General features: G+C 61.2%; 29 protein-coding genes and 3 tRNA genes. 14 read left to right on the forward strand and 18 right to left on the reverse strand.

All coding sequences use genetic code 11. The features are described from left to right. Positions 1–100: 100 nt before the first annotated feature. From RID11_RS01450 to RID11_RS01460, 3 genes are all read right to left on the reverse strand, one after another. A complete protein-coding gene (locus tag RID11_RS01450) occupies positions 101–478 on the reverse strand; it encodes a hypothetical protein (protein ID WP_350135328.1) in 378 nt (125 codons plus the stop codon). Between the two features lie 324 nt (positions 479–802). Continuing rightward, positions 803–1,762, reverse strand: a complete 960-nt coding sequence (locus RID11_RS01455; protein ID WP_350135330.1) for a DUF2971 domain-containing protein — start codon at positions 1,760–1,762, stop codon at positions 803–805. Positions 1,763–2,151: 389 nt separating this feature from the next. Continuing rightward, positions 2,152–2,241, reverse strand: a tRNA-Ser gene (locus RID11_RS01460). Positions 2,242–2,359: 118 nt separating this feature from the next. Here RID11_RS01460 and RID11_RS01465 point away from each other — a divergent pair. The 7 genes from RID11_RS01465 (at position 2,360) to RID11_RS01495 (ending at position 8,540) form a co-directional block, all read left to right on the forward strand. Beyond that, entirely contained in the window at positions 2,360–3,214 is an 855-nt protein-coding gene (locus tag RID11_RS01465; protein ID WP_350135332.1) for a DUF2059 domain-containing protein, read from the forward strand. A 211-nt stretch (positions 3,215–3,425) separates the two neighbouring features. Next, positions 3,426–4,070 (forward strand): 50S ribosomal protein L21, encoded by a 645-nt coding sequence (locus tag RID11_RS01470; RefSeq protein ID WP_350135334.1) that lies wholly within the window; start codon positions 3,426–3,428, stop codon positions 4,068–4,070. 11 nt (positions 4,071–4,081) lie between these two features. Further along, positions 4,082–4,351, forward strand: a complete 270-nt coding sequence (gene rpmA, locus RID11_RS01475) for a 50S ribosomal protein L27 (protein ID WP_350135336.1) — start codon at positions 4,082–4,084, stop codon at positions 4,349–4,351. A gap of 189 nt (positions 4,352–4,540) precedes the next feature. Next, on the forward strand, positions 4,541–5,080 hold the full coding sequence (locus RID11_RS01480) for a GNAT family N-acetyltransferase (RefSeq protein ID WP_350135338.1): 540 nt from the start codon (positions 4,541–4,543) through the stop codon (positions 5,078–5,080). A 38-nt stretch (positions 5,081–5,118) separates the two neighbouring features. Beyond that, positions 5,119–6,156 carry a GTPase ObgE gene (gene obgE / locus RID11_RS01485; protein ID WP_350135340.1) on the forward strand — a complete coding sequence of 346 codons (1,038 nt, stop codon included), beginning with the start codon at positions 5,119–5,121 and terminating at the stop codon, positions 6,154–6,156. Further along, positions 6,144–7,250, forward strand: a complete 1,107-nt coding sequence (proB, locus tag RID11_RS01490; protein ID WP_350135342.1) for a glutamate 5-kinase — start codon at positions 6,144–6,146, stop codon at positions 7,248–7,250. Before obgE ends, proB begins: the two co-directional genes overlap by 13 nt. A gap of 24 nt (positions 7,251–7,274) precedes the next feature. Further along, positions 7,275–8,540 (forward strand): glutamate-5-semialdehyde dehydrogenase, encoded by a 1,266-nt coding sequence (locus RID11_RS01495; protein WP_350135345.1) that lies wholly within the window; start codon positions 7,275–7,277, stop codon positions 8,538–8,540. On the opposite strand, the gene RID11_RS01500 is transcribed toward RID11_RS01495, so the two are convergent. Then, positions 8,537–9,139: a histidine phosphotransferase family protein gene (locus tag RID11_RS01500; protein WP_350135347.1), complete on the reverse strand. Its 603-nt coding sequence runs from the start codon at positions 9,137–9,139 to the stop codon at positions 8,537–8,539. The two genes, RID11_RS01495 and RID11_RS01500, sit on opposite strands and share 4 nt — an antisense overlap. Positions 9,140–9,168: 29 nt before the next feature. On the opposite strand from RID11_RS01500, the gene RID11_RS01505 reads away from it, so the two are divergent. The 4 genes from RID11_RS01505 to RID11_RS01520 all read left to right on the forward strand — a co-directional run bounded on the left by RID11_RS01505 (position 9,169) and on the right by RID11_RS01520 (position 12,327). Continuing rightward, positions 9,169–9,351 carry a DUF3553 domain-containing protein gene (locus RID11_RS01505; protein WP_050661273.1) on the forward strand — a complete coding sequence of 61 codons (183 nt, stop codon included), beginning with the start codon at positions 9,169–9,171 and terminating at the stop codon, positions 9,349–9,351. Positions 9,352–9,457: 106 nt separating this feature from the next. Next, positions 9,458–10,225, forward strand: coding sequence for an L-ornithine N(alpha)-acyltransferase (gene olsB / locus RID11_RS01510; protein ID WP_350135350.1), 768 nt, complete (start codon positions 9,458–9,460; stop codon positions 10,223–10,225). Next, the gene (olsA, locus tag RID11_RS01515; RefSeq protein ID WP_350135352.1) at positions 10,222–11,055 is read left to right on the forward strand and encodes a lyso-ornithine lipid O-acyltransferase; all 834 of its coding nucleotides are present in this window, start codon (positions 10,222–10,224) and stop codon (positions 11,053–11,055) included. Before olsB ends, olsA begins: the two co-directional genes overlap by 4 nt. A gap of 120 nt (positions 11,056–11,175) precedes the next feature. Continuing rightward, positions 11,176–12,327, forward strand: a complete 1,152-nt coding sequence (locus tag RID11_RS01520; protein ID WP_350135354.1) for a hypothetical protein — start codon at positions 11,176–11,178, stop codon at positions 12,325–12,327. A gap of 163 nt (positions 12,328–12,490) precedes the next feature. Here the strand turns inward: RID11_RS01520 and RID11_RS01525 are convergent, their stop codons facing one another. The 3 genes from RID11_RS01525 to rocF all read right to left on the reverse strand — a co-directional run bounded on the left by RID11_RS01525 (position 12,491) and on the right by rocF (position 15,166). Continuing rightward, positions 12,491–13,027 (reverse strand): isochorismatase family protein, encoded by a 537-nt coding sequence (locus RID11_RS01525; protein WP_350135356.1) that lies wholly within the window; start codon positions 13,025–13,027, stop codon positions 12,491–12,493. 150 nt (positions 13,028–13,177) lie between these two features. Next, positions 13,178–14,227 (reverse strand): ornithine cyclodeaminase, encoded by a 1,050-nt coding sequence (gene ocd / locus RID11_RS01530; RefSeq protein ID WP_350135358.1) that lies wholly within the window; start codon positions 14,225–14,227, stop codon positions 13,178–13,180. Positions 14,228–14,236: 9 nt separating this feature from the next. After that, positions 14,237–15,166, reverse strand: coding sequence for an arginase (rocF, locus tag RID11_RS01535; protein ID WP_350135359.1), 930 nt, complete (start codon positions 15,164–15,166; stop codon positions 14,237–14,239). Between the two features lie 119 nt (positions 15,167–15,285). On the opposite strand from rocF, the gene RID11_RS01540 reads away from it, so the two are divergent. Next, positions 15,286–15,714 carry an Lrp/AsnC family transcriptional regulator gene (locus tag RID11_RS01540; protein ID WP_050661268.1) on the forward strand — a complete coding sequence of 143 codons (429 nt, stop codon included), beginning with the start codon at positions 15,286–15,288 and terminating at the stop codon, positions 15,712–15,714. A gap of 309 nt (positions 15,715–16,023) precedes the next feature. Here RID11_RS01540 and RID11_RS01545 read toward each other — a convergent pair whose 3' ends face one another. After that, a complete protein-coding gene (locus RID11_RS01545) occupies positions 16,024–16,443 on the reverse strand; it encodes a disulfide bond formation protein B (RefSeq protein WP_350135361.1) in 420 nt (139 codons plus the stop codon). Continuing rightward, a complete protein-coding gene (locus tag RID11_RS01550; RefSeq protein WP_350135363.1) occupies positions 16,443–17,021 on the reverse strand; it encodes a YqaA family protein in 579 nt (192 codons plus the stop codon). The genes RID11_RS01545 and RID11_RS01550 overlap by 1 nt, the downstream gene beginning before the upstream one ends. A gap of 133 nt (positions 17,022–17,154) precedes the next feature. Here RID11_RS01550 and RID11_RS01555 point away from each other — a divergent pair. Together RID11_RS01555 and RID11_RS01560 are read left to right on the forward strand one after the other, a co-directional pair. Then, positions 17,155–17,240, forward strand: a tRNA-Leu gene (locus tag RID11_RS01555). 710 nt (positions 17,241–17,950) lie between these two features. Continuing rightward, positions 17,951–20,425, forward strand: a complete 2,475-nt coding sequence (locus RID11_RS01560; protein WP_350135365.1) for a Hint domain-containing protein — start codon at positions 17,951–17,953, stop codon at positions 20,423–20,425. 149 nt (positions 20,426–20,574) lie between these two features. Here RID11_RS01560 and RID11_RS01565 read toward each other — a convergent pair whose 3' ends face one another. The 9 genes from RID11_RS01565 to RID11_RS01610 all read right to left on the reverse strand — a co-directional run bounded on the left by RID11_RS01565 (position 20,575) and on the right by RID11_RS01610 (position 26,951). Then, the gene (locus tag RID11_RS01565; RefSeq protein WP_350135367.1) at positions 20,575–21,651 is read right to left on the reverse strand and encodes a 2'-deoxycytidine 5'-triphosphate deaminase; all 1,077 of its coding nucleotides are present in this window, start codon (positions 21,649–21,651) and stop codon (positions 20,575–20,577) included. Positions 21,652–21,730: 79 nt separating this feature from the next. Further along, positions 21,731–21,807, reverse strand: a tRNA-Pro gene (locus RID11_RS01570). A gap of 56 nt (positions 21,808–21,863) precedes the next feature. Continuing rightward, positions 21,864–22,766 (reverse strand): MerR family transcriptional regulator, encoded by a 903-nt coding sequence (locus RID11_RS01575; RefSeq protein ID WP_350135369.1) that lies wholly within the window; start codon positions 22,764–22,766, stop codon positions 21,864–21,866. 14 nt (positions 22,767–22,780) lie between these two features. Beyond that, positions 22,781–23,083: an integration host factor subunit alpha gene (ihfA, locus tag RID11_RS01580; RefSeq protein WP_050661265.1), complete on the reverse strand. Its 303-nt coding sequence runs from the start codon at positions 23,081–23,083 to the stop codon at positions 22,781–22,783. A 390-nt stretch (positions 23,084–23,473) separates the two neighbouring features. Then, positions 23,474–23,845, reverse strand: a complete 372-nt coding sequence (locus RID11_RS01590) for a hypothetical protein (RefSeq protein WP_350135374.1) — start codon at positions 23,843–23,845, stop codon at positions 23,474–23,476. A gap of 74 nt (positions 23,846–23,919) precedes the next feature. Further along, on the reverse strand, positions 23,920–24,894 hold the full coding sequence (locus tag RID11_RS01595) for a beta-ketoacyl-ACP synthase III (RefSeq protein ID WP_350135376.1): 975 nt from the start codon (positions 24,892–24,894) through the stop codon (positions 23,920–23,922). Then, positions 24,891–25,997, reverse strand: a complete 1,107-nt coding sequence (gene plsX, locus RID11_RS01600; protein WP_350135378.1) for a phosphate acyltransferase PlsX — start codon at positions 25,995–25,997, stop codon at positions 24,891–24,893. The genes RID11_RS01595 and plsX overlap by 4 nt, the downstream gene beginning before the upstream one ends. A gap of 22 nt (positions 25,998–26,019) precedes the next feature. Continuing rightward, entirely contained in the window at positions 26,020–26,226 is a 207-nt protein-coding gene (gene rpmF, locus RID11_RS01605; RefSeq protein ID WP_050661262.1) for a 50S ribosomal protein L32, read from the reverse strand. 167 nt (positions 26,227–26,393) lie between these two features. Further along, complete coding sequence (locus tag RID11_RS01610; RefSeq protein WP_350135380.1) at positions 26,394–26,951, reverse strand: YceD family protein; 558 nt, start codon at positions 26,949–26,951, stop codon at positions 26,394–26,396. Positions 26,952–26,981 lie beyond the last annotated feature (30 nt).

A 26,981-nucleotide genomic window follows, 5' to 3' on the forward strand; every position in this document is an offset into this window, starting at 1 on the left:
GCGCACTTCGCGCCGGCCTCATGCTCGGTCAGGATGCCGATGATCTGTTCTTCGCTGTATCTCGTTCGCTTCATTGTCCGTCCCTTCGTTGGGTCGGACTCTAATTCCAAATGGAGGAAAAATCCCGTGGCAGGTCAGTTGCACTCACGCTTCCTACATATTGCCCGACGGTATTTGGTTGGAAGCCCACCGTTATCAAGCAGTTGTCAAAGGAGCCCACACAACTCCCTCCGAACGCGGTTTCTTGAGAAACAACCCAAAAACCCGATACGTCGATAGAAAGCCATACATCGAGAAAGGTACTAGGGTCGTCGATAACTGGAAAGATTTCAAATGTGAGTTCAGCACGCTCACCCAATTTAATGTTTCCGAAATCAAGTGGATCTGGATCCGACGAAATCGTCGCCGCCTGTCCTGCGGTAGCAAAGCTCAGAAACAATGCAGTTAACGTAGCAGTAAGAGCAAAACGTAAGCCCACGTCAATCCTCCTTTTAATCACTTCGATCCCGAGGCTACTGCTGAGCTGCTGCTACGTCAACGGCAGAGACAAAACCCGAAGTTTCTCTATATTAAGCAAGCGTTTATTTGTGTGGTGCTTGATGTGGGGTGTTCGCATTTAATGCCAAGATTTCTGTTTGACAACGAATTTAATTGGCGGAGCGGACAGGACCGGGGTCGAACGTTCTTTCGGCGGTCGAGAAGAAGCGCAGGCACTTGCGGTGATGCTCAATGGCTTGGGTGCCATCAAGCATTTGTTGCTCTGTCGGATTGAGCAGCGGCGGCCCAAGCTGGCCACGGCCAGCTACGACCTCATATCTACAACTTGAAACTCAGATTCACCCGGTAACACTTCAATCTTTGCGAACTTGAGTTGTCCAGAAAACTCACCGGTTATTTCCGTGATTAGGTCATCAGGAGTTGCCGCTCCGAATATTATCCTGCGCAGTTTCAGAAATGGCCACTGCTTGTAACCACTCTCATTTCCGAAGTCGACGACGCGGAATTCTTTTTGATAACTCCAATCTTCAGATTTGGTCAGTAACAGCTTTTTAACGGCTGTGACTCTCGGATCATCGATGGAAGAAATAGAAAAAGGCCCAGCTTCTATTCTGCTAGAGTAGTTCAAGAATGCCAAGGCCTCCCAAATGTCATACCTATCCAATATTCTTTTGCTGCTCGAGTACTCTACTGGCTTTGGCGAAAGCAAATTGAAGATCTGGAAGTCATAGTTGTAATAATCGTTATACTCAAGGCAGCACCCTTGATGCTCGGACGCATAACTAGCCCACATGGGCTGCGAGAGCGGCGTTGGCGCGAAACAAGCACAACGAAGGTTCGAACGCGCTTCCTGAATAAGGTCAGGCAAGCGCTCGTCTTCTGCAGTCAGGAATTGATCTAACATTTCAGTTCTAAACGATGATTTGATTTCTTCATCTACCCAAGAATTCAGTTCAGCACCAGAAAACGCAGATCCGGATTTTTGCTTTTCCATCATCGTGTTGGACTGGATAATGAAAGTTATCAGCCTCCTAGTGGCCCGCAATGTTCTTTCTTGTTCCTCAGAAAAATCTGTGGGCCGCCTTTTTGCTACTGAAGCCTCAAGAAGATCATCTTGAGATGAAAGCGGTGTCATCCAGAGCGCTTTCCGTTTCAATGCTTTCTCGATTGAATCCACCAAATGTTCGTTTTTTGGGCGATATCTATAGGCGGCAATTGGGTGCTTAACTGTCAACCCACCCCACCAGTTTGCGTTCTTTGGCATGGTTTCTATCCCCAGTCTTGGTCGGAAACATATCGAGTACACGCAGCGAAGTGAAACGAATGGTGTTGGAATTTAAAAGCGAAACACTCATGCCGTCCGGATCGAGACCGCCCAATCGCTGCACATCCCGCGCACCAGCTGACTAATCAGACCTCCACGTTACCGCGCGTAACTTGTCCTGAAGCGTTACGGTAAGCCGCCGAGAGGCCAGACAGGGGGCCTTCTAAAATTCACAAGGTGACAAACTGGAACCGGCGGCAATAGTCATTTTTTCTTCCGGGCAGTTTGAAGGAAAAAAGCAAAACACCCTTAAGCGCTTTTTCTATGTGGGGCTTAATGTGGGGAATCGTTATAATTTGCCAATTTTACCCAGTAAAATCAAGGGTAACTGGCGGAGAGACAGGGATTCGAACCCTGGGACCCCGTGAAGGGTCATCGGTTTTCGAGAACGCCCAGTTCGACCACTCCTGCACCTCTCCGCGGGGGTCTGGACGTGGCGTTTAATCGCCTTTGGCTGGAGGGGCAAGGGGGATTTGCATTGTTTGGCATAGGAATTTGCCTAGGTTGAACACCGTGACTGGAAGAAAGGAATCTGTGATGCAAAACCCGCTCCTTGCTACGAAGCCACTTTTGCGCGCGGTGGTCTTTGCCGTGGGTTTTGTGGCCGTTGTGGGCACTATCGCCGCACTGCCCGCGCGTGCCGCTGATCGCGACCGGCTGGAGGCCTATCTGGAGGTCACCGGCTTTGGCGTGGCGCTCGATTCCATCGCATTGGCTGCGGCCGACGCGCCCGCGATGCTGGGCCTCGAGGCCAGCGATTTCGGGTCCGAGTGGGAGCGCGTGGCCAAGGAGGTGTTCGACACCGACAGGATGCGCGAGATGGCGCTCGACATGCTGAGCGAGACGCTGAGCGACGAGATGCTGAGCCATGCAGCCGAATTCTACGCGTCTGATCTCGGGCAACGGCTGGTGGCGGTCGAGAATGCCTCGCACATGCGCGAGGACGACGATGCCAAGCGCGCCGACGGACTGGATCTGATGACCGAGATGCCGGAGGATCGGCGCGAGGTTTTGCGCGACATGAACGCCGCCGTGGACAGTGCCGGGACGGGGGTGCGCGCGGTGCAGGAAATCCAGGTGCGGTTCCTCTTGGCCGCGTCCTATGCCGGCGTGCTCTACTACGACCTCGACGAACAGGCGCTGCGCGCGCTTATGGCCGAGGGCGAGGCGGAGTTGCGGGCGCAGATCGAGGCCTCGGCGCTGGCCAATGCTGCGGCGACCTATGCGAGCCTCTCGACCGAGGACTTGCGCGCCTATGTCGAGGCGCTGGAGCATCCCACTATGGCGCGTGTCTATGAGCTGATGAACGCGGTGCAGTACGAGATCATGGCCAACCGCTTCGAGGTGCTGGCGGCCCGGATGGCCGAATTGCAGCCCGCGCAGGAATTGTGAGACCGCGCGCGCCCGGATTTACGCAGCTTTGCCCTGACCGGGCCTTGACTTTGCGGCCCCGCTGTCGCATACGCCCGCAACCCGGCGGGATGATCTTGCCGGGTTCGTTGTTCATGACACCCTTGACGGGTGCGCCGTTCGAGGTGGCCAAGGGGCCGGAAACGCCTGCCAGGGCAGGGACCACAGAGCGCGGAAGAAAAAGGAAGAGCCCATGTTTGCGGTCCTCAAGACCGGTGGCAAGCAGTACAAGGTGCAGTCGGGTGACATGCTCCGTGTCGAAAAGCTTGCAGCGGATGCCGGTGAGACAGTTCAATTCAACGAAGTTCTGATGCTGGGCGGTGACGCGCCGGTGATCGGTGCGCCGCTTATCGAAGGTGCCGCCGTTCAGGCCGAGGTCGTCGATCAGGTCAAGGGTGACAAGGTCATCCACTTCGTCAAGCGGCGCCGCAAACACGGCTCGCAGCGCACAAAGGGCCACCGTCAGCAGCTGACCCTGCTGCGCGTGACCGAGATCCTCGCCAAGGGTGGCGACAAGTCGGGCGTCAAGGCCGCCATCGGTGCCGGGTCCGTCGGGGCCGTGGCCGTGGCCGCCACCGAGACGAAGGCACCCGCCAAGAAGGCAGCCGCCAAGGCCGAGGCGCCCAAAGCCGCAGCCGGTGATGACGATCTCAAGAAACTGTCGGGCGTTGGCCCCGCGCTTGAGAAGAAGCTGCACGAGGCCGGTGTCACGTCCTTTGCCCAGATCGCGGCATGGACGGAGGCCGACGTTGCTGATATGGACGAAAAACTGTCGTTCAAGGGTCGGATCGAGCGTGAAGGCTGGATCGCGCAGGCCCAAGATCTGGCCAAAGGCTAAGGAGAGACCAAATGGCACATAAAAAAGCAGGCGGTTCATCCCGTAACGGTCGCGACTCTGCCGGTCGCCGCCTTGGCGTCAAGAAATACGGCGGAGAAGCCGTGATTCCCGGGAACATCATCGCGCGTCAGCGCGGCAACAAGTTCTGGCCGGGAGCGGGCGTAGGGCAGGGCAAGGATCACACGATCTTTGCCACGGCCGAGGGTGCCGTGAAATTCCACAAGGGCATCAAGGGCCGCACCTTCATTTCGGTTCTGCCAGTGGCGGAGGCCGCCGAGTAAGCCGTCCTTGACAGGTCAATGACACGAGGGGATCGGCGAAGCTGCCGGTCCCCTTTTCCGTCTAAGGGCCAAGGCGCGGTCAAGGATGCGTCACAATCGGGTGCGAAGAGGAGCGCGCATCTTGTGACGCGGGCCGGAGTCCCCAACTGGATGAGACACGCGACGCGCCCGAAGCATGAGGAGGAGCGCATGAAACTGGACACAATCGTCAATCAGCCGGTGATCGAGGCCGAGCGGTTTGACCTGCGGCCCTTGCGGGTGTCGGATGCAGGGCTGATCTCGCACAATGCAGGTGACGAGCGGGTGGCGCGGGCCACGTCTTCGATCCCGCACCCCTTGCCGCCGGGCAGCACCGAGGCGCTGATCGCGAGGGCGCAGGCCGAGGGCTGGGTCGAGGATATCTGGGCCATCGACGGCACCAAGTCGGGCCGCACCGAGGTGATGGGGCTGATCAGCCTCGCCCGCGTCGATGTGGGCCGGTCGGAGATAGCCTATTGGGTGGCCCCGGCCTATTGGAATACAGGCGTCGCCTCGGCGGCGGTGGAGGCGGTGCTGGCCGCCAATCCGCACGAGGCGCGGGCGATTTTCGCTAGCGTATTTCAGGACAATGCCGCCTCGGCCCGGGTCTTGACGAATTGCGGCTTTCAGTATCTTGGGGATGCAGAAAGCTATTCCGTGGCCCGTTGTGCCAATGTGCCGACATGGACCTATAGCAAGAAGATGACATGAGGCGCGCCCGCGGCGTGGCCTTTGCGTAAGGACGACACATGAAATTTCTCGATCTCGCAAAGGTTTATATCCGCTCCGGTTCGGGCGGTGCGGGCTGTGTCAGCTTTCGGCGCGAAAAGTTCATCGAATATGGCGGGCCCGACGGCGGCGATGGCGGGCATGGCGGTTCGGTCTGGGCCGAGGCGGTGGACGGGCTCAACACGCTGATTGATTTCCGCTATCAGCAGCATTTCTTTGCCCAGAACGGTCAGCATGGCATGGGCCGTCAGCGCACCGGTCATACGGGTGATGATATTGTTTTACGGGTGCCGGTGGGCACCGAGATCCTCGATGAGGACGAAGAGACGGTGATCGCCGACATGACCGAGATCGGCCAGCGTGTGCAACTGGCCAAGGGTGGCAATGGCGGCTGGGGCAACGTGCGTTTCAAGACCTCGACCAACCAGGCCCCGCGCCGGGCGAATCCGGGGCAGGAGGGGGTTGAGCGCACGATCTGGCTACGGCTCAAGCTGATTGCCGATGTCGGGTTGTTGGGGCTGCCCAATGCGGGCAAATCGACCTTTCTTGCGACCACGTCCAACGCCCGGCCCAAGATCGCGGATTATCCGTTCACCACGCTGCATCCCAATCTGGGCGTTGTTGGCGTGGACAATGTCGAATTCGTCGTGGCCGATATTCCGGGGCTGATCGACGGCGCGTCCGAAGGACGGGGGCTGGGCGATCTTTTCCTCGGCCATGTCGAGCGTTGCGCCGTGCTCTTGCATCTGGTGGATGGAAGTTCGGGTGATCTCGTGGCCGATTATCAGACCATTATCAATGAGTTGGAAGCCTATGGTGAAGGGTTGGCGCACAAGCCGCGCCTGACCGTGCTCAACAAGATCGACACGCTGGACGGGGAGGAACGCGCCTTCCTGAAGGAGGAGTTGGAGGCCGCCTGCGGCACGCCGGTGATGCTGATGTCGGGGGTGTCTGGCGAGGGTGTCACAGAGGTGCTGCGCGCGTTGCGGGAGCGGATCGACGCGAACCGGCTGCGCCACAAGACGGTAGAGGACGACGACGCGCAGTGGCAACCGTAAGAGACGCGAAACGGCTGGTGATCAAGATCGGCTCGGCCCTTTTGGTGGACCGGGCGAGCGGCGCGTTGCGAGCCGAGTGGCTGGCCTCACTGGCCGAGGATGTGGCACGGCTGCGGGCCCGGGGCACGGATGTGATCCTAGTCTCGTCCGGCTCAATCGCGCTCGGGCGCGGGGTTCTGGGACTGCCTGCGACCGACCTGAGCCTGGAGCAAAGCCAGGCTGCTGCTGCCGTGGGGCAGATCCGCCTTGCCGGGGCCTATGATGCGGCGCTTGCGCGACACGGGCTGACCTCGGCGCAGGTGCTGGTCACGCTGGAGGATAGCGCCGACCGACGCCGCTATCTCAATTCCCGCGCCACGCTGGAGCAGTTGTTGCGTCTTGGGGCGGTGCCGATTGTCAATGAGAACGACACCGTCGCCACCGATGAAATCCGCTATGGCGACAATGACCGGATGGCGGCGCAGGTGGCGGTTACGGCAGGGGCGGATCAGCTGATCCTGTTATCGGATGTGGACGGGTTCTATTCCGCAAACCCGATGCAGGACGCGGCCGCTCATCGGCTTGATGTGATCGACGCGATCACCCCCGAGATCGAGGCGATGGCGGGCGATGCCGGATCGGGTTTGAGCAAGGGCGGGATGAAGACCAAGCTGATGGCCGCCAAGACCGCTACGGCGGGTGGCTGCGACATGGCGATCACCCAAGGGGCGGTGCTGCATCCGGTGCGGGCCCTGGAAGAGGGGGCCCCGGCGACGTGGTTTCTGGCGCAAGGCGATCCGCAGCAAAAGCGCAAGGCGTGGATCGCGGCGATGAAGCCCAAGGGGCGGATCACCGTTGACGCAGGCGCGGCGGGCGCGTTGGCCAAGGGCAGCAGCCTCTTGCCTGCCGGTGTCATGCAGGTCACGGGCCGGTTTGGCCGGGGTGATCCGGTCGAGGTCGCCGATGAGATGGGCCGCGTGCTGGGACAGGGTCTCACGCGCTACGACGCGGGCGATGCCGACCGGATCAAGCACCTGCGCTCGGACCAGATTGAGGAGGTGCTGGGTTATCCGGCGCGCGGCCCTTTGATCCACCGCGACGATATGGCAATCTGAAACGTGTTTGCAGGGGGCGAGACCATGAAGGACCAGACCGATATTGCCGCGCTGATGGCCGGGATCGGCGCGCGGGCGCGTGCCGCCGCCGCAGAACTGGCCGTGGCCGATCCCGCCACCAAGCGCCATGCGCTGGAGGCCGCCGCCGATGCGGTCTGGCAGAGGCGTGAGGCGATCCTGACCGCGAATGCAGAGGATCTGGCGCTTGGCCGCGACAAGGGGCTGTCAGCGGCAATGATGGACCGGCTGGCGCTCGATGAGGCCCGCATCAAGGCCATGGTCGAGGGGCTGCGCGCCGTGGCTGCACAAGAGGATCCGGTGGGCGAGGTTCTGGCGGAATGGGACCAGCCGTCGGGTATTCATATCCGCCGCGTGCGCACGCCCCTGGGCGTGATCGGGGTGATCTACGAGAGCCGCCCCAATGTTACGGCGGATGCCGGGGCGCTCTGCCTGAAATCCGGCAATGCGGTGATCCTGCGCGGCGGTTCCGAGAGCTTTCATTCATCGGGCGCGATCCATGCCTGTCTGGTCGAGGGGCTGCGCGCGGCTGGCCTGCCAGAGGACGCGATTCAGCGTGTGCCGACCCGGGATCGCGCGGCGGTGCAGGAAATGCTGACCATGACCGACACGATTGATGTGATCGTGCCGCGTGGCGGCAAGGGGCTGGTCGGCCTCGTGCAGCGCGAGGCGCGGGTGCCGGTCTTTGCCCATCTCGAAGGGATCGTGCATATCTATCTAGATGCGGCGGCGGACCCGGAGAAAGCCCTGCGCGTCGTGCTCAACGCCAAGACGCGGCGCACCGGGATTTGCGGCGCGGCGGAATGCCTGCTGATCCACCGCGATGTGGCGGGCACCATCGGGCAAGGGGTGATCCGCGCGCTGATCGACGCGGGCGTCGAGGTGCGCGCCGAGGAGGCGCTGTTGGGGATCGACGGCACGGTGCCCGCTAAGCCTGAGGATTGGGGCTGCGAGTATCTCGACAGCATCATCGCGGCCAAGGTGGTCGAGGATATCGATGGCGCGATTGCCCATATCCGGCTCTACGGCTCGAACCACACCGATTGCGTCATCACAGAGGATGACGCGGCGGCGGAGCGGTTCTTTGCCCGGCTCGACAGCGCGATCCTGATGCGCAACGCCTCGACGCAATTCGCCGATGGGGGCGAGTTTGGTATGGGGGCCGAGATCGGCATTGCCACCGGTAAGATGCACGCGCGCGGCCCGGTTGGTGCGGCGCAACTGACGAGTTTCAAGTATCTTGTCGAGGGTGATGGTGCGACGCGGGCCTAAGCCGAGACGGTGAACGCCCCCTCGGTCAGCGCGTGGTCAAGCGCCAGCCCCTGCACGGTAAGGCAGTAATGCAGCATGTTGAATTGCGCGGTGCGGGGGTCCGGTGCGGGTGGGGTGTTGCCAAACTTCATACCATCCCAAAGTGTCAGATCCGGGGTCAGCGTGTTGCCGAAGGCCGAGACTTCAATGCGCGGGTGCGCGCTTGCTGCGCGAAGTTTCCCGCCACGCGGCAAGGCCCGCTCCACACCCAGGCAGATTAGCGCGATGATCTGTGCATGGGTGCGGACGAGAGGGCCGGACACTTGCCATTCCAGCGTCAACCTGGGCCGGCTGGCATAGTAGGCCGCGAGGGTGGCGTGCAGATCTTGCGCATCCATCATGTCACCCGGGTCGGCGCGGCCAAAGGCAAGGCGAGACAAATCAAGCGTGGCCATGGCACCGCGCAGGCTGTCCTGAATGAGTGCCATTTCTGCGCTCTTGCCGAGGCCGGAAAGCGAGAGCAGTTCGAGGCCATTGGCAATCGCGCCAAGAGGGCTTGCCAGATCGTGACAGATGCGCGAGCCTATCATCGCGGAGAGCGGTGGATCATCCTGCACCATGCGGTCGGGCTTTCACGTCAGGGGGTGGCATGAGCGATATGAATTCGATTCTCGAGCCAGGGATGCTGGTCGAGCACCCCGGTCGCCCGGATTGGGGCGTGGGACAGGTGCAATCGAATATCGGCGGGCGCATAACGGTCAACTTTCGTGAAGAGGGCAAGGTTGTGATCGACGGATCACGAGTGGAACTGCTTCCCGTTCTTGATCCCTGATCAAGGTTATCAAATCGTTAACATCCGCCAAGCCCGCATGCGCGGGCGGCGTTGCACTTTGTCGTGAGCTTGCCTAGAACCGCGACAGAGCGCAGAGACGAGGCCGATGACTGCCAACGCCCCCCAATTCCGTGTCAAACTCGCTGAGACCGAAGACGACGTGCGCGCCGCGCAACGGCTGCGATACGAGGTTTTCGTGGCGGAACTGGGCAGCGACGGGCCGATGGTTGATCATGATGCACGGCTGGAGCGGGACCGGTTCGACGCCTATTTTGACCACCTGCTGCTGCTCGACACGGCGCAGGCGGATGCTGTGGTGGGTGTCTACCGGCTGCTGCGCGCCGATCAGGCCACCGGCGCGGGGCAGTTTTATTCCGAGGACGAATATGATTTGAGCGCGTTACGGCAGAGCGGGCGGCGTTTGCTGGAACTGGGGCGGTCGTGCCTGGCCAAGTCCTATCGTGGCGGGCCCGGCATGTATCACCTCTGGCAGGGTCTTGCCGATTATATCGAGGCCCACGGGATCGAGATCCTGTTCGGCGTGGCAAGCTTTCACGGTACAGATCCGATACAGTTGGCGCAACCGCTATCGCTGCTACATCACCGTCATCTGGCACCGGTCGAGTTGCGGGCGCGTGCCCGGCCCGACCATTTTCAGCGGATGGATCTGATTGCGGAAGACGCGCTCGACCGACGCGCCGCGATGTTGCAGGTGCCGCCGCTGATCAAGGCCTATCTGCGGCTTGGCGGCCATGTCGGCGAGGGGGCTTATGTGGATCATGCCTTCAACACCACCGATGTGTGCCTGATCATGGACACCGCGCGGCTGAGCCCGACGCAACGCGCGATCTATGCCAAGGGGGCGACGCGGTGAGCGTGACCTGGCGGTCGGGCGCGCCGCCGCCCGTGGTGCCGCGCGGCGCGGGGCACTGGCCTCGGGTCGCGTTGCGCGGGACGCTCTTGATGCTTTTGCTGCTGGCCGGTGTGCTGGTCACCCTGCCGCTGCGGCTAATTGAGCGGCCGGTCTATGGTCAGCACAGGCCCTGGACGCCCTCAATCACCAAATGGGTAAGCCGCTGTGTTTTCGCGATCCTCGGCATGGCGCATCGCATCGAGGGGCAGCCGATGACCGGCCCCGGCGCGGTGGTCTGCAACCATGTCTCCTGGCTTGACATCTTCGCGCTCAACGCGCGCAAGCGGGTGTATTTCGTGTCAAAATCTGAGGTCGCAGGCTGGCCCGGTATCGGCGCGTTGGCGCGGCTCACCGGCACGGTTTTCATCAAGCGTGACCGACGCGAGGCGCGCGGGCAGACCACGATTTTCGCAGAGCGTTTGGGGCTGGGGCACAGGCTGCTATTTTTTCCGGAAGGAAGTTCGACCGACGGCATGCGAGTTCTTTCTTTCAAATCAACGCTTTTCGAGGCGTTCTTCACCCTAAACAAGGCGCAGACTATGCAGGTACAGCCGGTGACAGTGATTTACCGTGCGCCGTCTGATCAGGATCGCCGGTTCTATGGCTGGTGGGGTGACATGAGCTTTGGCGGGCATCTTGTGCAGGTGCTTGGCGCAGCAAGGCAGGGCGGCGTGACTCTGCTCTATCACGCGCCGCTGCGGGTTACGGATTTCACGGATCGCAAGGCGCTTGCGGCGGCGGCGGAGGCTGCGGTGCGCGGCGGCATGCCGCAGGACCGCCGCGGGGTGTGAAACATCTCGTTAGCACGCGGAAGTAGATCGAATTCTGCCGTTAGCATGGCGTTCTGCGTGGACTGGTGCGAGAAATTGCGATAGTTGCTCAACGTCCTGAGTAAGGGAGTACCACGGCAAATGATAGTATTTGAGAAGTATCTGGGCGTTTCTGGAGGCCATGAACACACGCAAATGAATGCGATCCATTCTTTGACACCGGAACGTGAGAAAATCTACGTGACAGGCACCGATTTCTCTCCCCTTGCAAGTGATCAATGCCGAATTGCCAATATTCTCTCGACGCGCAAAGACCACAAACACCGTCCGGAGTGGTCAGTCAAACATGATGCCGATGCGATCCGGCGACTGGTTTCTGAGCGCTATGGTGACCGGTGGCCACCGATAGTTGTTCCGACTGTTGGCGCGCACGATTTTCTTGTATTTCTCAACGTCGTTGCTCAAGCACCAGATCACTTCAAGGTCAGTTTTAGAGTGCTTGAAGAGCGGCATATTCTAGATCTTTCCAATGACGAACGTAGGCAAGTGTCCGTGCTTGTCGAAAATGGAAAGTTCGTCTTGGTTACGGAGACCTCCAACCTTTCCGAGCACCTGTCGCGTTGCTACGGCCTGAAGAGCGATGACTGTCTCATGCTTCCGGGGATTATGTCTCTGGACAGTGATCAGGAGTCGCTCGAGCCTGGGAGATCTGCGCGGCACCTCCGGGTTGGCTGCCTTGGGGGGTTTCGCAAGGAAAAGGGCGGTTTTATCCTTCCCAATATAATACACCAACTCAGTAATGCCCTGAACGGGCATCCGTTAGAAAAACGCGTTGAGTTCTTGATGCAGCAGCCTCCGGTTAAAATGAGAAAGCGCTATATCCGCTATCATTCAAAGTTTCTCAGACTGCGGACAACGACCTTTATCTCTGGCGCTTTGTCGATACGAACCCTGCCGTTGGCAATGGACGCTGCTGCTTTTCGGATGGCTATGGCGGAAGTGGATGTGCTCTTATTGCCGTATGATGGACTTGCTTATAGCAACCGAGGATCTGGAATTGTGATTGACGGGGTCTGCGCACGGAAACCTTTCGTTCACACTGCCACTATGAAGATGTCTGATCTTTTGGACCATGGAAATGCCGAGCCCTGTGACGGATCAATCACTGATTACGTGGGCAAAACCCTCAAGGTTCTCAGTCATCTTGACCAGTATGACGATCCAACGCGTGAAGCGGCTAAATCCTTGCGACATCACTTTCAGCGATCAAGAGATTTCTTGCTATCATTGTAAGAGCTGATCTGACCTTTTGGACAGTCTGCGTGAACCTTGCCACTAGAGAAGAACATATGAACTACGCTTGAACGTCGGCAGTGGTCTCTCGACGTTAGAGGTAAGCCAGAAAGTTTCACTGCCATTTTGTTATGCCGCAGGACCCGTACGTGGGTTGAGATAGTTACTTGATCAGCTGCTTAATGTCGCGGAATTTGCTGTGTTCAGCGGTGCCCAGCCATTCGAAGAGCACCATTTCGGTTGTCACGATCTCAGCCCCATGCGCGGCCATGCGGGCAAGTGCTGCGTCGCGGTTGGCGGGCGTGCGTGAGCCTGTGGCGTCTGCCGCTACCGCTACGCGTTTACCCCGGTCCAGCAGGCCCAGAACCGTTTGCAGCACGCAGACATGTGCCTCACAGCCTGCGACGATCAGGGTCGCGTTATCTGAGAGGTCTTCGGCAACTGCGCTATCGCGACAGGCATCGAAACTCATCTTTGAGAGCACGGTTTCGCCCTGCTCCGGTGCGAGACTGGTCACGGTGCCGCCCAGTTTTTCGGAGTTCTGTTCGGTATAGCTGCGCGGCAGGTCCAGGAGACGCGCCGCCGAGAGCAGTTTCGACGCCTGCGTGGTCACCGCATCGCCGTCATGGATCGCGGGCATCAAACGTGCCTGAAAATCGATGAGCAGGAGGTGGGAGGAGGACGCATCAAGGATCGGCATGGGGTGTCCTTAAGCTTTGGTTTGACATCGGATCGCTGTGGCCGGGTTGTGGACCAGAGTGTGTGCAATCCGGGCAGGTTGCAAGTTCTGTCCGGCGTGGCAGTTTGGTCAGATTGCAATCTGTGGCGTTTGATCGCTGTCCTTGATCGTTCAGGGCGCGGCGCGTTGCAGCATGCCGAACAGGTCGCGCGGATCGTCCGGGTCGGCCAGCAGGTCGAGATTCATGTAGTAATCGGTGCCGCCGATATGGTCGCGGATATAGCGCAGGGCGCTGAAATCCTCGATCGCGAAACCGACGCTGTCGAAGAGCGTGATCTGCTCGGCAGAGGTGCGGCCCGGGGCCTCGCCCGAGATGACCTGCCACATCTCGGTCACCGGGTGGTCCGGGTCAAGCTGCTGGATCTCGCCCTCGATGCGGGTCTGTTCGGGATATTCCACAAAGATCGTGGAGCGGTGCAGCACCCCCGCCGCCAGTTCCGTCTTGCCCGGGCAGTCGCCGCCGATGGCGTTGATATGCACGCCGCTTCCCACCATGTTGTCTGACAAGATCGTGGCATATTGCTTGTCGGCGGTGCAGGTTGTGATGATCTGCGCGCCTTCCATGCTTTCCTCCGGCGTGCGGCATTGCACGACCTTCAGCCCCATGCCGGTGAGATTACGCGCGGCCTTTTCGGTTGCCTTCGGGTCGATGTCATAGAGCCGCACCGATTTCAGCCCCACCAGTGCCTTCATCGCGAGGCTCTGGAATTCCGACTGCGCGCCGGCGCCGATCATCGCCATCGTGTCAGCCCCCTTGGGTGCCAGATGCTTTGCCACCATCGCCGAGGTGGCCGCCGTGCGCAGCGCGGTGAGCACGGTCATTTCCGACAAAAGCACCGGATAGCCATTGCCGACATTGGCCAGCAGCCCGAAGGCGGTGACGGTCTGCAAGCCGGCCTTGGTGTTCTTGGGGTGGCCGTTGACGTATTTGAAGCCGTAGACCTCGCCATCCGAAGTGGGCATCAGTTCGATCACACCTTCCTCGGAATGCGAGGCGATGCGGGGGGTCTTGTCGAAGAGCGCCCAGCGGCGGAAATCGGCCTCGATATAGTCGGCGAGGCCCGCAAGCATCGGCTCGATCCCGATGTGATACACGAGTTTCATCATGTTGTCGACGGACACAAAAGGCACGAGCGCCTTGTCGGAGGGGGCGAGTGTCATGGGCTATCCTCAGCTATAGGCCAATGTGGGGCGGTCAAAGACACGGCGGCCAAGCGCCGAGGCCGCAAGATCGACCATCACCTGCGCGGTGCGACCGCGATCATCGAGAAAGGGGTTCAACTCCACGAGGTCGAGCGAAGTCATGAGGCCGCTGTCGCAGATCATCTCCATCACTAGATGCGCCTCGCGGATGGTGGCGCCACCCGGCACGGTGGTGCCGACGGCGGGGGCGAAGGAGGGATCGAGAAAATCCACGTCGAGCGAGACATGCAGCGCGCCGCCCATGGCCGCGACATGATCGAGAAAGGCGGCGAGCGGGCGTGAGATGCCCTGCTCGTCGATCACCCGCATGTCGTGATACCGGATCTGCGTGGCCTGCAGCGCCTCGCGTTCGGCGGCATCGACCGAGCGCAGCCCGAGAATGCAGATGTTCTCCTCTGGCACCGGATGGGCGACGGGCGGAAAGCCGTGAAAGCCCGCGCGCCCGGTGACATAGCCGAGCGGTGTGCCGTGCAGGTTGCCCGAGGCGGTTGTCTGCGGGGTATGGAAATCGCTATGGGCGTCGAGCCAGAGGACGAATTGCGGGCGGCCCGCTTGGGCGGCGTGATTGGCCGCACCCGCGACCGAGCCGAGCGACAGGCTGTGATCGCCGCCGAGGAACACCGGCAGGCCGCTTTGCAGCGCGTCCTGCGCCGCCTCGGCAAGCGTCGCGGTCCAGCCTGCGGTCTGCTCTGGCGCGTAGACATGCGGTGGCAGCGCCGGATCGGGCGTGGCAGGCCGCGGCGTGAGATTGCCGGTATCAGAGACGCGGTGGCCGAGATCCATCAGCGCCTCGGCAAGGCCGGCGGTGCGATAGGCGTCGGGACCCATCAGGCAGCCGCGCCGATCCTTGCCGCTATCGACGGGGGCGCCGATCAGGATGATGTCTTGGGGGATCATGGAAACCTCTGATGATTTGCGTATCTTGGTTAGGGTGCTGCCGAAACGGGTTGAATTGAAGCGGCTGTTTTGCACTAATCGGGGGATATCTGTGCGAAACGAAATCAAGGACCTGCAAAATGGACGATACCGACCGGCGGCTTATCTCGATGCTGCGCCACGATGCGCGGGCCTCGCTGTCGGATCTGGCGATCGGGCTGGGGGTGTCGCGCACCACGGTGCGGGCGCGCATCGAGCGGCTGCGGCAGAGTGGTGAGATCGTCGGTTTCACGGTGGTGCTGCGCGGCGATACGGCGCGCGACCCGGTGCGCGGGCTGATGATGCTGGGGATCGAGGGGCGCGGCACCGAGCGGGTGATCCGGCAGCTCAACGGGTTGAGCGCCGTGCGCGCGACGCATACCACTAACGGTCGCTGGGACGTGATCGTGGAGATCGGCACCGAGACGCTGGAAGAGCTTGACCGCGTGCTGGCGCAGATCCGGCGCTTCGACGGGATTGCGAGCTCGGAGACGAGCCTGCTGCTGAATACCTGGAAATCGGGGGGGTAGGTGGGGTGCAAATGGCCTCGGGCGGACATTGGATTGGCAGACCCGGCGCGGAATCGAGGGCGAAGCCCGCCGCGCCATCGCATGTCCGCCCCCCGGACAGGCGATGTGTCGAAGTCTGCGCGCCGGTTAGATCTTTTGCGGGAAAGCAGACATAAAGCGCACTGAAATACTGTCGGATCGCCTGCCCGCGGACATGCGATGGCGCGGCTCACTCCAACTACCGCGACGGGCCCGCACAAGACCCGTTCGCGCCGGACGCATCTATCTCAGCGCGCGCAGGGCCATCAGCCAGAGTGCCGCGAGACCGAGCTACACCAGCATCTTCCCCCTTGCCATCCCCAGGCCGAGCATCTCCCACGGCACCTCGTCGCAGCGCACCAGTGGCGCGGCCATGATCTGGTTGAACAACTCATCGGAGCTGAGCCCCGCCGCGCCGGACGAGGAGCATTCCGATGGCCCCTCCCACCAGCCACGCTCGACCCCGGTGTGATAGCCACCGAGCGCCGCCGTGGAGAGGGCGGCGAGCAACCCGCCAAGCGCCATCAGCCGGGGCAGGGCGAGCAAGGCCGCTGCCCCGAGCGCAATGGCTATGACATGCGGCCAGCGTTGCCAGAGACAGAGCTTGCACGGGGCCATGCCGCCTATGTGCTGAAAGGCGAGCGCGCCCAGCATCAGCGCGGCAGAGCCGCAGGCGGCGAGCAGGATCAATTGGCGTTGACTGAGGCGCATCACAGGAACCTTGTGGCATAAAAGCCGCCGAAGAGCAGCAGCACAAAGAGAATGGTCATCAGCCCCAGGCGGCGTTCGATGAAATCGCGCACTGGCGTACCGAACTTCCAGAGCAGGCCGGCCACGAGAAAGAAGCGGATGCCGCGCGCCAGGATCGAGGTGGCGATGAAGGTGCCGACCGGCATCGCCGTCCAGCCTGACATGATGGTGATCACCTTGTAGGGAAAGGGTGTCACCCCCGCCGTCAGAACTGCCCAGAAGCCAAAATCGTTGAATCTTGTGCTGAACGCCTCCATCGCGTCGCCCTTGCCCAATGCGGCCAGAATGGGCTGGCCAATTTCCTGATAGGCGAAGGCGCCGATAGCGTATCCAAGCATGCCGCCGAGGACCGAGGAGAGGAGTGCTATGCCCGCGATCAGCCAGGCGCGCGAGGGGCGGGCGAGAATCATCGGGATCATCAGAACATCTGGCGGGATCGGAAAGATCGAGCTTTCGATGAAGCTGATAAAGGCCAGCACCCAGAGCGCGTGGCGATGTTCGGCCATGCGCAGTGTCCAATCATATAGGGATCTGATCATATGGCCTGTCCTGAGCGGGTTTTCTGCGAAACAGCATGGGTGGCCCCCCGGGGTCAAGCCCTGTACAGAAAGCGATCTAAAATCACCGGGGCCTCTGGACGAAGCCTCTGCGCTCGGCTAAGCACTGCGCCGGGCCCAAGTGGCGGAATGGTAGACGCAGGGGATTCAAAATCCCCCGGTAGCAATACCGTGCGAGTTCGAGTCTCGCCTTGGGCACCAGCCTCTCAAATTCGATGACGTGGTGACGGCAGCACGCGAATCAGGCGCGCCACGTATTGCGCCTTTCAGATTGTTGATCCTTTGGAAACGTTTCGCCCCAGAAGTGAAAATTGATCAATGATCAGAATAAGTCTGTTTGACCGAATTTCGCCACGATTTGTCAGATATATGGCCTGCGGGTCTGAGCCCGTTATTGAAACAATGTATGACCGGCGCGAGGAAAACTGCGCCAGAAAATGCGTATCACAAGGCCGTTAGTGCTAATTTCAACGCAGTTTGATGCAAATTTCGAGAAACAATGCCGAATCAAGATTGTGGCGAAGCCATGGTAAATGCGGCGAATTTTGGGGTGCGCGAACATTGTTTCGGCACTTTTTGGCCCAAATTCCCCTTGGGCGTTCGCGAGGGCTGACGTAGAAAGAATGCAGCCCAACTGGGGGGTGATGTTGCTAGGTCTGGGGGCGACCGCACGTAATCGGCGCGTGAATGTCACGTGTGCAAAAGTGTGATCGCTGTGTAGTTGGTTGGATAACCGACATTTCGATGGGACGTCGGGATCCGAAAGAGACCCGTTCGGTCATGGGCTATGCTGTCATTCTCCTTGCAATTCGGTTGCGACGGTCGTCCCGCGTGGTGGCATCGCCAGCTTTGGGAAATTGATTTTAGCACTTCGGGGCACGTGCCGACCCCGGGAATAGTGGGAGAAGAACATGGCGACGAACAGGGTTGAAGGCGATAACAGCGACAACCGCATCGATGCGACATTTGCTGCCGATCCGGAAGGTGAGGCCATTGATGCAGGCAATGGTCCGGGTGGCACGAACAACGACGTCGTCGATGGTTTCGGCGGATCGGATACCATCCTTTCGGGGGACGGCGATGATTCTGTTTTCGCAGGTTCCGGCAGCGACTCGGTCGAGGGCGGCGCTGGCAATGACCTTCTGGTCGGGGACAGCAGCGACCCCGGGGCCGGGCGTGAGGTGTTTCAATGGGACCTCGCACCCGACCCGAACGACGCCGACCCGATCGAGATGGGCGATCCGATCAACGGCTTTGTGCAGGATACCGGAAGCGTAGATGTGACGTTTTCCGTGTTGCAGGCCACTGGACCGGTGAGCACCACCTTTGCCGACAACCCTCAGAACGTGGACCGCGTCGAGACCGGCGGCACTCCGGCCGATGCCAGCAGTTCGATGGCAGCGTCCTTGCCGAGTGCGGGGACGACCGACCTCAAGCTGGAGTTTTCGGCCCCGGTCAATGATGTGTCTTTCCAGATCAATGACCTCGACGGCACTGAAAACGTGCAGATATTCGCCTTTGATGGCGATGACAACCTGATCCCGGTGGCGTTGACTGGTGGCACCGATGTCTCGGTCTTGAGCGGTGAAGAGGCGACCGGCAGCGGGTCTGGCACGGATGCCGATGCGGCCAACGCGCTTTCAGTCAGCATTGCCGGGCCGGTCGCGCAGGTCGTCGTCCGCTACACGGATGCGGATGGCAGCGGTGATGGCATCAACCTGACGGATGTGTATTTCAACCCGATCGGCGGTGTGGTTGATGGCGGCGCGCCGGGCGACGACACGCTGATCGGCGAGGACGGTGACGACACCCTGCTTGGCGAGGACGGCAATGACGTTCTGGATGGCGGTCCCGGCAACGACTCCATTGAAGGCGGCCCCGGCGACGACACGATCACGGGCGGTGCGGGCAACGATACGGTGTTTGGTGGTGACGGCAACGATCTGATCGATACAAGCGCCCCTGTATCGGGCACCCCGCCGCCATTGCCTGACCTCGGCTTTCCGGGGCTGTTTCCGGCCGACAGCGATCCCGAGGATGACAGGGATTTCGTATCTGGCGGTGACGGCAACGACACCATCTTTACCGGTGATGATCGCGACACGATTTTTGGTGACGCAGGGAATGATTTCATCGACGGCGGCATTGATGCAGATGAGATTGATGGCGGCGACGGCAATGATACGATAATTGGCGGTGAAGGCTCCGACACGATTACAGGCGGTGCCGGGGATGATCTTATTTTCGGGGGACTCGACCCGAGTTTGCCGGACGAGTTGAACATCCCCGATGACACGGACCTCGTCACCGACAACGGGCGTGATTTCATTGACGGCGGGGATGGCAATGACACCATCTTCGGCCAAGATGATGATGACACGATTCTCGGTGGTGCCGGAGATGACATGATCGACGGTGGAATCGATGATGACTCGATCGGTGGCGGGTCAGGCAACGATACGCTTATCGGTGGTACCGGTGATGACACAGTACTGGGGGGAGCCGGCAATGACCTGATCAGCGGCGGAGAGGGCGCTGACAGCCTCATGGGCGGTGATGACCGCGACGTGTTCCTCGATGTTGGCGCGGGTGACACGATCGACGGTGGCACCGGGGACAGCACCGATGACGGTATCGACGATGATTTCGACACGCTTGATCTGCGCGGTCTTGGCCGGTTCGAAATCGTGGGTGAGACGGTTGATCCGGATGGTGACTCGACCAGCGGAACGGTGAATTTCCTTGCCGCTGATGACAGCGTCAGCGGCACGCTGGAATTCAGCGAGATCGAGAACCTGATCCCCTGCTTCACGCCCGGCACGCTGATTGCCACGCCGCGTGGGGAAAAGCTGGTGGAGGAGTTGCAGCTTGGCGACCGGGTGATCACCCGCGACAATGGCTTGCAGGAAATCCGCTGGATCGGGCATCGGGCGCTTGGCATGCAGGATCTGCAGAATGCGCCGCATCTCAAGCCGGTTCAGATCCGGGCCGGGGCGCTTGGTCATGGCCTGCCCGAGCGCGATATGCTGGTCAGCCCGCAGCACCGTCTGCTGCTCAATTCCGAGCGCGCCGCGCTCTATTTCGAAGAGCGCGAGGTTTTGGCGGCCGCCAAGCACCTGACCGGTATGGAAGGTGTCGATCAGGTCGATGCCAGCGGCACGACCTACATCCACTTCATGTTCGACCAGCACGAGGTGGTCCTGTCGAACGGCGCTTGGACCGAAAGCTTCCAGCCCGGTGAGCAGGTGCTGGATGGCATGGGAATCGAGCAGCGGGATGAGATTTTCGACCTGTTCCCGGAACTGCGCGAGGCGCACGGCATCGAAGCCTATCAGGCCGCACGCCGCTCCCTCAAGAAGCACGAGGCGCGTCTGCTCGTGGAATAACGATCCTTTGCAGCCGGTCGGCCCTCCATAGGGGCCGACCAAAGAAATCGGTTGCGGGGGCTTACCCGGTTTCGAATGGGAACAATCCTGGCCAATGCGCCGGGATTGTTTCTTTATGGGAAACAAAGTCGCTGTGGCTGGCGCGGGGCTCAGCTTTTGAAGTGCTTGGACAGCTTCAGGCCCTGACCCTGATAGTTGGACGCGATCCCCGCCCCGTATAGCTGATCGGGGACCTGATCCATCTTCTCATAGACAAGCCGTCCGACGATTTGGCCATGTTCGAGCACGAACGGGGCCTCGTGGCAGCGCACTTCGAGCACACCGCGCGATCCGGCCCCGCCTGCGGCCGCATGGCCGAAGCCAGGGTCGAAAAAGCCTGCGTAATGCACGCGGAACTCGCCCACCATGGCCACGTAGGGGGCCATCTCGGCTGCGTATTGGGGCGGGATATGCACTGCCTCGCGGCTGACGAGGATGTAAAAGGCGCCAGGGTCGAGGATGATGTGGCCATTCTCGGCATGCACCTCCTCCCAGTAGTCCGCAGGTGCATAATGTCCGATCCGGTCCAGGTCGATCACGCCTGCATGTGGTTTGGCCCGGTAACCTACAAGGGTGCCGGTTGCAGGTCGCAGATCGACTGAAAAGCCGAGACCTTCATCGATCACGGCGCTGTCTCCATCGACGAGCGGTGTGGCGGAATGCAGCGCACGCAGCGCGTCGTCACAGAGCACCGCCTGACCTGCGCGAAACCGGATCTGGTTGAGCCGCATGCCGGGGCGGACGAGTACGGAAAAGGAGCGCGGGCAGATTTCAGCGTAAAGCGGTCCTGCATAGCCCGGCGCAACGCGGTCAAATTCCACTCCGCCGTCGGTGATGACCCGAGTCAGAAGGTCGAGCCGCCCGGTGGAGGATTTGGCGTTTGCCACGGCTTGCACGCCTTCGGGCAACGCGAGCTGTTCCATCAGCGGGACCACATAGACGCATCCCTTTTCCAGAACAGCCCCCGGTTCAAGGTCGATGCGATGCATCTCGAATTCGCCGATCCGGTCGGTGACGGTGCGGCCGGTGCCGGTCAGGAAGGATGCGCGCACGCGGTAGGCGACGGGCCCGAGACGCAGATCAAGGCTGGCCGGTTGGATCTGTTCAGGAAGTATCTCGGAAGAGGCCGAGAGTATGCCTGCGGTGATCATGTCCCTGATCTGCTGGCTTGAAACAACCCCGGTCATCGCCGTCACCCTCTCGTCATGCCCCGCATCCGTGTTGCGGTGCCCGAGGGGCCGAGGCGGGCGGGATCGTCGGTAAATTTGGTCGGGCTAGCAGGACTCGAACCTGCGACCTTCCGTCCCCCAGACGGACGCGCTACCAGGCTGCGCCATAGCCCGACGATGCGCTGTTCATACTGGTTTTCCGGGTAGGGACAAGGGGGGAATCCCAATTTTTATTCCTTGCCTGCCCTGTAAGCGCCTTTTGACGTCCCGCTTTTGCGCAGGCGGACCGCCAAGCTCGCGAGTTCGGCGGCGAAATCGCTGGACACTGGCCTTTTGAGCGTTCCGAGTGACGTCAGAGCACCGGTCGGACAGGGTGTGCTGTCCGACGGGTCGTCGGGCAGGGTGGGCAGCGGCGCGAGCGTGGCCGGTGGCTCACCCGCGTTGTCTTGGGGGGCGGATGCGTTCCCGGGCGCTTTGAAGAGGTTATCCGATTCTGCCGACAGCCCCGGTTCAGAAGCTTGCTCCTGTTCGTAGGTCGGAGGCGGTTCGGGCGATGTCGTGTCTTCTGAGAACAAGTTGGGTGTCGGTTCGTTGGCGCCGTGTTCGGTTTCGGCATCCGTCGGCTCAGACGTGTCGTCCGTTGTTGCCTCAGTCGCGGCGTCATCCTTCTCGACTTGGTTCTCAGAGGGCGCGTGCTCTTCAGGCTCCGTCTCCGGCTGCTGACGGATATCTGCGGTAACCCCACGCGTGTCCTTGGTGCTCGCGCTTTCTGTCGGGCGCTCGAATGAGAGGACCTGCGCGGGTGGCTGGGGCTCAGGGTTAGCGGCGATATCGAGTGCTTGGTCGTCGGCCTCGTCGCCCAGCCCTCGCGACAGCGCCGCAACGTGCTGCACCCCCTCTTCGCGCAGGATTTTTTGCACGCCCTTGATGGTCATGCCCTCATCATGCAGTAGTAACTTGATGCCGCCCAAAAGCCGCATGTCGGCGGGGCGGTAATAGCGTCGCCCGCCCGCGCGTTTCACGGGTTTGACCTGCGTGAACTTGCTCTCCCAGAACCGTAGCACATGCGCCGGAACCTCCAGCCATTCGGCAACCTCGCTTATGGTTCGAAAGGCGTCGGCGGATTTTGCCATATTGGGCGGTGTCCTCAGCTCTTGTTGCCGGCAGCGACCCGGTCTTTCATCAGATGCGACGGCCGGAAGGTCAGCACGCGGCGCGGGTTGATCGGAACCTCTTCGCCGGTCTTTGGGTTACGGCCCACGCGAGCGGTCTTGTCTCGGACCGAGAACGTGCCGAAGGAAGAAATCTTGACCTGCTCCCCCTCGACGAGCGCATCGGACATATGGTCCAGAACGCTCTCGACCATTTGGGCTGCGTCATTGCGCGAAAGGCCCACTTCGCGAAAAATTGCTTCGCTCAAATCCATTCTTGTAAGTGTCTTGTGTCCCATTACATCCCCGCTGTTTTTCGCAATACTTTGCGGCGAAGCAATTTCCGAGTCAATGTCAACGACTTAGCCGTTGCCGTTCAAGTGCGGTTTTTTGCGCGTTTTTGTGGAATCCTACGGCTGAGACGCGGCCCGCGCGGCCAAAATGCGGTTGAACGGGGCGCGGACGGCAAATCTCAGGCCGGGCCCGGCGCGACCATGGGTCGATCTTCCTGGATCCGATCCGGGTCGGAGATGTCATTAAGCACCGCCAGGTCTGATGTGATCGTGCCGGTGCGGCGGGCTATGCCCGAGAGCGTATCTTCTTTTCGAACGGTGCAGGCTCCTTCCGGCATGTCGCGCGACTGTTCTTGCTCGAACCGTTTGAACTACGCCGCGTCTTTGGTGAGCAAGTTAGCCGAGTCCCGTCCATTGCAGCCAGGCAAACACAACTGCGGCACTTGTGAACAGCCCCATCAGAACGAAACCGAGCGTCTGTGCCGTGTCGCGCAGTTCGGTGCGCAACAGCCACTGTGCCATATCGCTATGGGAGCCGCCCTGCGCCACGCGGGTTTGCACGAGATGCGACAGGCCGCGCCAAAGCGCCGGTTGCGCCAGAGCGAGGGCCAGCCCCCCGAACAGGCTGAACGTGGTCAGCATCACGCGGGCCGCAAGGGACCTGTCGCCACCAAAGAGTGGCAGCGTTCGTTCGTTCAGAGCGGCAAGTACGATCAGGACGCCGATCAACGCGCCCGAGACGATCAATAGCTTTCCGGCGATGCTCACCCGCGCGCTCCTGCTGTGCCTAGCAAAGTCGTAGCAGGACGGGCCGGGCAAAACAACTCAGAGCATGGCCGGGATCACCATCGCAGGACGACGGCACCCCAGGCCAGGCCGCCGCCGATCGCTTCGGAGAGTACTAGGTCGCCGGGTTTGATCCGGCCTTCGGCGACACCCACCGACATGGCCAGCGGGATCGAGGCGGCAGAGGTATTGCCGTGATCCTGCACGGTGACGATCACACGGTCCATAGGCAAGCCCATCTTCTTGGCGGTGCCCTGGATGATGCGGATATTTGCCTGGTGGGGTACGATCCAGTCGACGTCGGGGCCGGTGAGACCTACCTCCGCAAGGGCTGTCTCAGCGGTTGAGGTGAGTTTCTCGACGGCCTGCCGGAACAGCGGGTTGCCCTGCATCCGCAGTTTCCCCGCTGTGCCGGTTGTCGAGACGCCGCCATCGACATAGAGCATGTCGCGATACCGCCCGTCGGAATTGAGATCGGAGGACAGGATGCCGCGATCCGCGTTGGTGCCATCGCCGTCTTGCGCCCCGAGCACAATCGCGCCTGCACCGTCCCCGAACAGCACGCAGGTGGAGCGATCCGTCCAGTCCATGATGCGGCTGAAGGTCTCGGCACCGATGACCAGAAGCCGGGTGGCCTGACCCGTGAGAATGAGCGCGTTGGCGGTGGTCAGCGCGTAGATGAACCCGGCGCAGACCGCCTGTACGTCGAAACCAAAGCCGTGCGTCATGCCCAAATCCTTCTGCACCATCGTGGCGACAGAGGGAAAGGTCAGGTCGGGCGTAGAGGTGGCGACGATGACACCGTCGATGTCCTCGGCCGTCAGCCCCGCCTGTGCCAACGCGGCCTTTGCGGCGCGAAGGGCGAGATCCGATGTTGTCTGGCCTTCGGCGGCGAAGCGCCGACGCTCAATGCCCGACCGGGTGCGAATCCATTCGTCCGACGTATCGAGTGTCTTTTCGAATTCGGAATTGGGAACGATGCGGTCCGGCAAGTAATGACCGATCCCCTCGATGACGGCACGGCGGGTCATTGGGCCTCCTCATCCGGGGTGTTCTCGGCACTGTCGCCCTGATCCAGGAGCGCCGCAGATGCCACGCGCGCGGCAAGTCTCTCGGTGAAATTCGATTGCGCCAACTCAAACGCGAGCTTGATCGCCGAACTGACGCCTGTTGCGTCTGCCGATCCGTGCGATTTGACGACGGTGCCGTTGAGGCCGAGGAACACGCCGCCATTGGCGCGGCGCGGATCGACCCGTTTCTTCATGCGGCGCAGCGACGTGTAGGCCAGCACCGACGCAAGGCGGGAGAGCGGCGAATAGGCGAACGCCTCGCGCAGCAGATCGCCGACCAGCTTGGCGGTGCCTTCGCCGGTCTTGAGCGCCACGTTGCCGGTAAAGCCGTCGGTCACGATCACGTCGCAGACGGTGCCGGGCAGGTCGCGCCCCTCGACGAAGCCGACGAACTCGAAATCCGCAATGCGGGCGTTGGCCGCGATGAGGTCATACGCTTCGCGCAGTTCGGCACGGCCCTTGTGTTCTTCTGTGCCCACGTTCAGCAGGCCGATGCGCGGCCGCTCCAGCCCGAAGCCGTTGCGCGCGTAGGACGCCCCCATCAGCGCGTATTGCATGAGATCCTTTGCGTCGGCGCGAATATCCGCGCCACCGTCAAGCATGATGTTGTGTTCTTGGGGGTTCTGAGATGGCCACATGACGGCGATGGCCGGGCGGTAGATGCCGGGCAGTTTGCGCAGTCGCAGCACCGACATCAGCATCAACGCTCCGGTATTGCCGCAGGATACGCAGACCGTGGCCTCGCCGTTGCGCACCGATTCGAGGGCAGACCACATCGAGGTCTCGCGTCCGTGTCGCACGACGCTGCTCGGCTTGTCATCCATGGTGACGACGTCCGGGGCGTGGCGGATTTCGCAGCGGTTCGCCAAGCCCTTACGCTTGGCGACAAGACGCTCCAGCTCGTCGCCCGGGCCATGGACGATAAAGCCGATTTCGGAGTTCTTCTGTGCGGAATAGGCAATGCCCGCGACCACTGCCGCGGGCCCCTGATCGCCGCCCATGGCGTCAACCGAGATGATTGTGCGGGCAGGGCCCGTCCTCGTCTGGTCTGTCCGAGCGGTCATTCGGCATATCGCCTTCGAGTGCTTAAGCCGCGTCGTCTTCCAAGTCGATCTCGTCAACGAGGCTCACGACTTCGCGATCAGCGTAGTGGCCGCAGGCGGCACAGACGTGATGCGGGCGCTTCAGCTCGCCGCAATTGGGGCATTCGTTCGGGTTGCCCGCAACCAGCGAGTCATGCGCGCGGCGGTTGTTGCGGCGCGATTTCGATACTTTGTTCTGTTGGACGGCCATGTCACAACCTCAATTCCTGTGGGCCAGATGGCCCGGTTTCACGGGTGTCCGCGGCTCTTAATCCGTAGTGAGCCGCCGGTTCAACCCTCAATTCCGATGAGAGCGCGAAAATACAGAGATTTGTTGCCGGGGCAAGCGATTCTTGACGCGTCGCAGCGAAGCTATCGTCACTCTTCCCCCTTGAGTTGATCGCGCAGTGTCTTGAGGCCGGCAAAGGGTTTGGTATCCTCATCGGTAAGAGGTTCTGCGCCCTCGGCGGTTGCGGTCATCTGGCCCAGTTCCGCGCCATCACTGCGCGGCCATGGCGGCAGTGCAAGGCTGAGCGCCTCGATCATCACGCGGCGCAGATCGATCTCTTGACCCAAGGGTTCCAGCGTGTCGTCCTCGGGCATCTCCATCTCTTCTCCGGGGGCGAGCTCCGGCGCTTCGGCGTCGGGTGAGAAGCGGCGTGTGACAGGCTCGTCGATGCGGGTCGTGACGGGATCGAGCGTCACGACGCAACGCTGCACGACTGTGGCCCCCAACGAGGCCGTGAGGAGCCAATCTGTGCTGCCCTCTGCCGAAATGCTCCCGCTGAGGCGCAGTTTGCGCAGGTCGAGAAGCCCGAGATCCTCTGCGATCTGCGTGCGCGCGGCGGCATCCGGTGTGATCTCGAACGGCACCTCGTCCTTGCCGCGCAGGTGCGCGACGCGGACCACTTCGGGATTTTGCGTCTTATCCGGCATGTTTCCCTCTGCTTCCTTTCTTGAACCTGC

The organism is Roseovarius sp. (genome assembly GCF_040219995.1).
GTDB lineage: Bacteria > Pseudomonadota > Alphaproteobacteria > Rhodobacterales > Rhodobacteraceae > Roseovarius.

Excerpts from the sequence above, each read along its gene's own strand:
- RID11_RS01455 (WP_350135330.1), bottom strand. The coding sequence starts at position 1,762 with ATGCCAAAGAACGCAAACTGGTGGGGTGGGTTGACAGTTAAGCACCCA.
- RID11_RS01465 (WP_350135332.1), top strand. The coding sequence starts at position 2,360 with ATGCAAAACCCGCTCCTTGCTACGAAGCCACTTTTGCGCGCGGTGGTC.
- RID11_RS01470 (WP_350135334.1), top strand. The coding sequence starts at position 3,426 with ATGTTTGCGGTCCTCAAGACCGGTGGCAAGCAGTACAAGGTGCAGTCG.
- rpmA (WP_350135336.1), top strand. The coding sequence starts at position 4,082 with ATGGCACATAAAAAAGCAGGCGGTTCATCCCGTAACGGTCGCGACTCT.
- RID11_RS01480 (WP_350135338.1), top strand. The coding sequence starts at position 4,541 with ATGAAACTGGACACAATCGTCAATCAGCCGGTGATCGAGGCCGAGCGG.
- obgE (WP_350135340.1), top strand. The coding sequence starts at position 5,119 with ATGAAATTTCTCGATCTCGCAAAGGTTTATATCCGCTCCGGTTCGGGC.
- RID11_RS01495 (WP_350135345.1), top strand. The coding sequence starts at position 7,275 with ATGAAGGACCAGACCGATATTGCCGCGCTGATGGCCGGGATCGGCGCG.
- RID11_RS01500 (WP_350135347.1), bottom strand. The coding sequence starts at position 9,139 with ATGGTGCAGGATGATCCACCGCTCTCCGCGATGATAGGCTCGCGCATC.
- RID11_RS01505 (WP_050661273.1), top strand. The coding sequence starts at position 9,169 with ATGAGCGATATGAATTCGATTCTCGAGCCAGGGATGCTGGTCGAGCAC.
- olsB (WP_350135350.1), top strand. The coding sequence starts at position 9,458 with ATGACTGCCAACGCCCCCCAATTCCGTGTCAAACTCGCTGAGACCGAA.
- RID11_RS01520 (WP_350135354.1), top strand. The coding sequence starts at position 11,176 with ATGATAGTATTTGAGAAGTATCTGGGCGTTTCTGGAGGCCATGAACAC.
- RID11_RS01525 (WP_350135356.1), bottom strand. The coding sequence starts at position 13,027 with ATGCCGATCCTTGATGCGTCCTCCTCCCACCTCCTGCTCATCGATTTT.
- ocd (WP_350135358.1), bottom strand. The coding sequence starts at position 14,227 with ATGACACTCGCCCCCTCCGACAAGGCGCTCGTGCCTTTTGTGTCCGTC.
- rocF (WP_350135359.1), bottom strand. The coding sequence starts at position 15,166 with ATGATCCCCCAAGACATCATCCTGATCGGCGCCCCCGTCGATAGCGGC.
- RID11_RS01540 (WP_050661268.1), top strand. The coding sequence starts at position 15,286 with ATGGACGATACCGACCGGCGGCTTATCTCGATGCTGCGCCACGATGCG.
- RID11_RS01545 (WP_350135361.1), bottom strand. The coding sequence starts at position 16,443 with ATGCGCCTCAGTCAACGCCAATTGATCCTGCTCGCCGCCTGCGGCTCT.
- RID11_RS01550 (WP_350135363.1), bottom strand. The coding sequence starts at position 17,021 with ATGATCAGATCCCTATATGATTGGACACTGCGCATGGCCGAACATCGC.
- RID11_RS01560 (WP_350135365.1), top strand. The coding sequence starts at position 17,951 with ATGGCGACGAACAGGGTTGAAGGCGATAACAGCGACAACCGCATCGAT.
- RID11_RS01565 (WP_350135367.1), bottom strand. The coding sequence starts at position 21,651 with ATGACCGGGGTTGTTTCAAGCCAGCAGATCAGGGACATGATCACCGCA.
- RID11_RS01575 (WP_350135369.1), bottom strand. The coding sequence starts at position 22,766 with ATGGCAAAATCCGCCGACGCCTTTCGAACCATAAGCGAGGTTGCCGAA.
- ihfA (WP_050661265.1), bottom strand. The coding sequence starts at position 23,083 with ATGGGACACAAGACACTTACAAGAATGGATTTGAGCGAAGCAATTTTT.
- RID11_RS01595 (WP_350135376.1), bottom strand. The coding sequence starts at position 24,894 with ATGACCCGCCGTGCCGTCATCGAGGGGATCGGTCATTACTTGCCGGAC.
- plsX (WP_350135378.1), bottom strand. The coding sequence starts at position 25,997 with ATGACCGCTCGGACAGACCAGACGAGGACGGGCCCTGCCCGCACAATC.
- rpmF (WP_050661262.1), bottom strand. The coding sequence starts at position 26,226 with ATGGCCGTCCAACAGAACAAAGTATCGAAATCGCGCCGCAACAACCGC.
- RID11_RS01610 (WP_350135380.1), bottom strand. The coding sequence starts at position 26,951 with ATGCCGGATAAGACGCAAAATCCCGAAGTGGTCCGCGTCGCGCACCTG.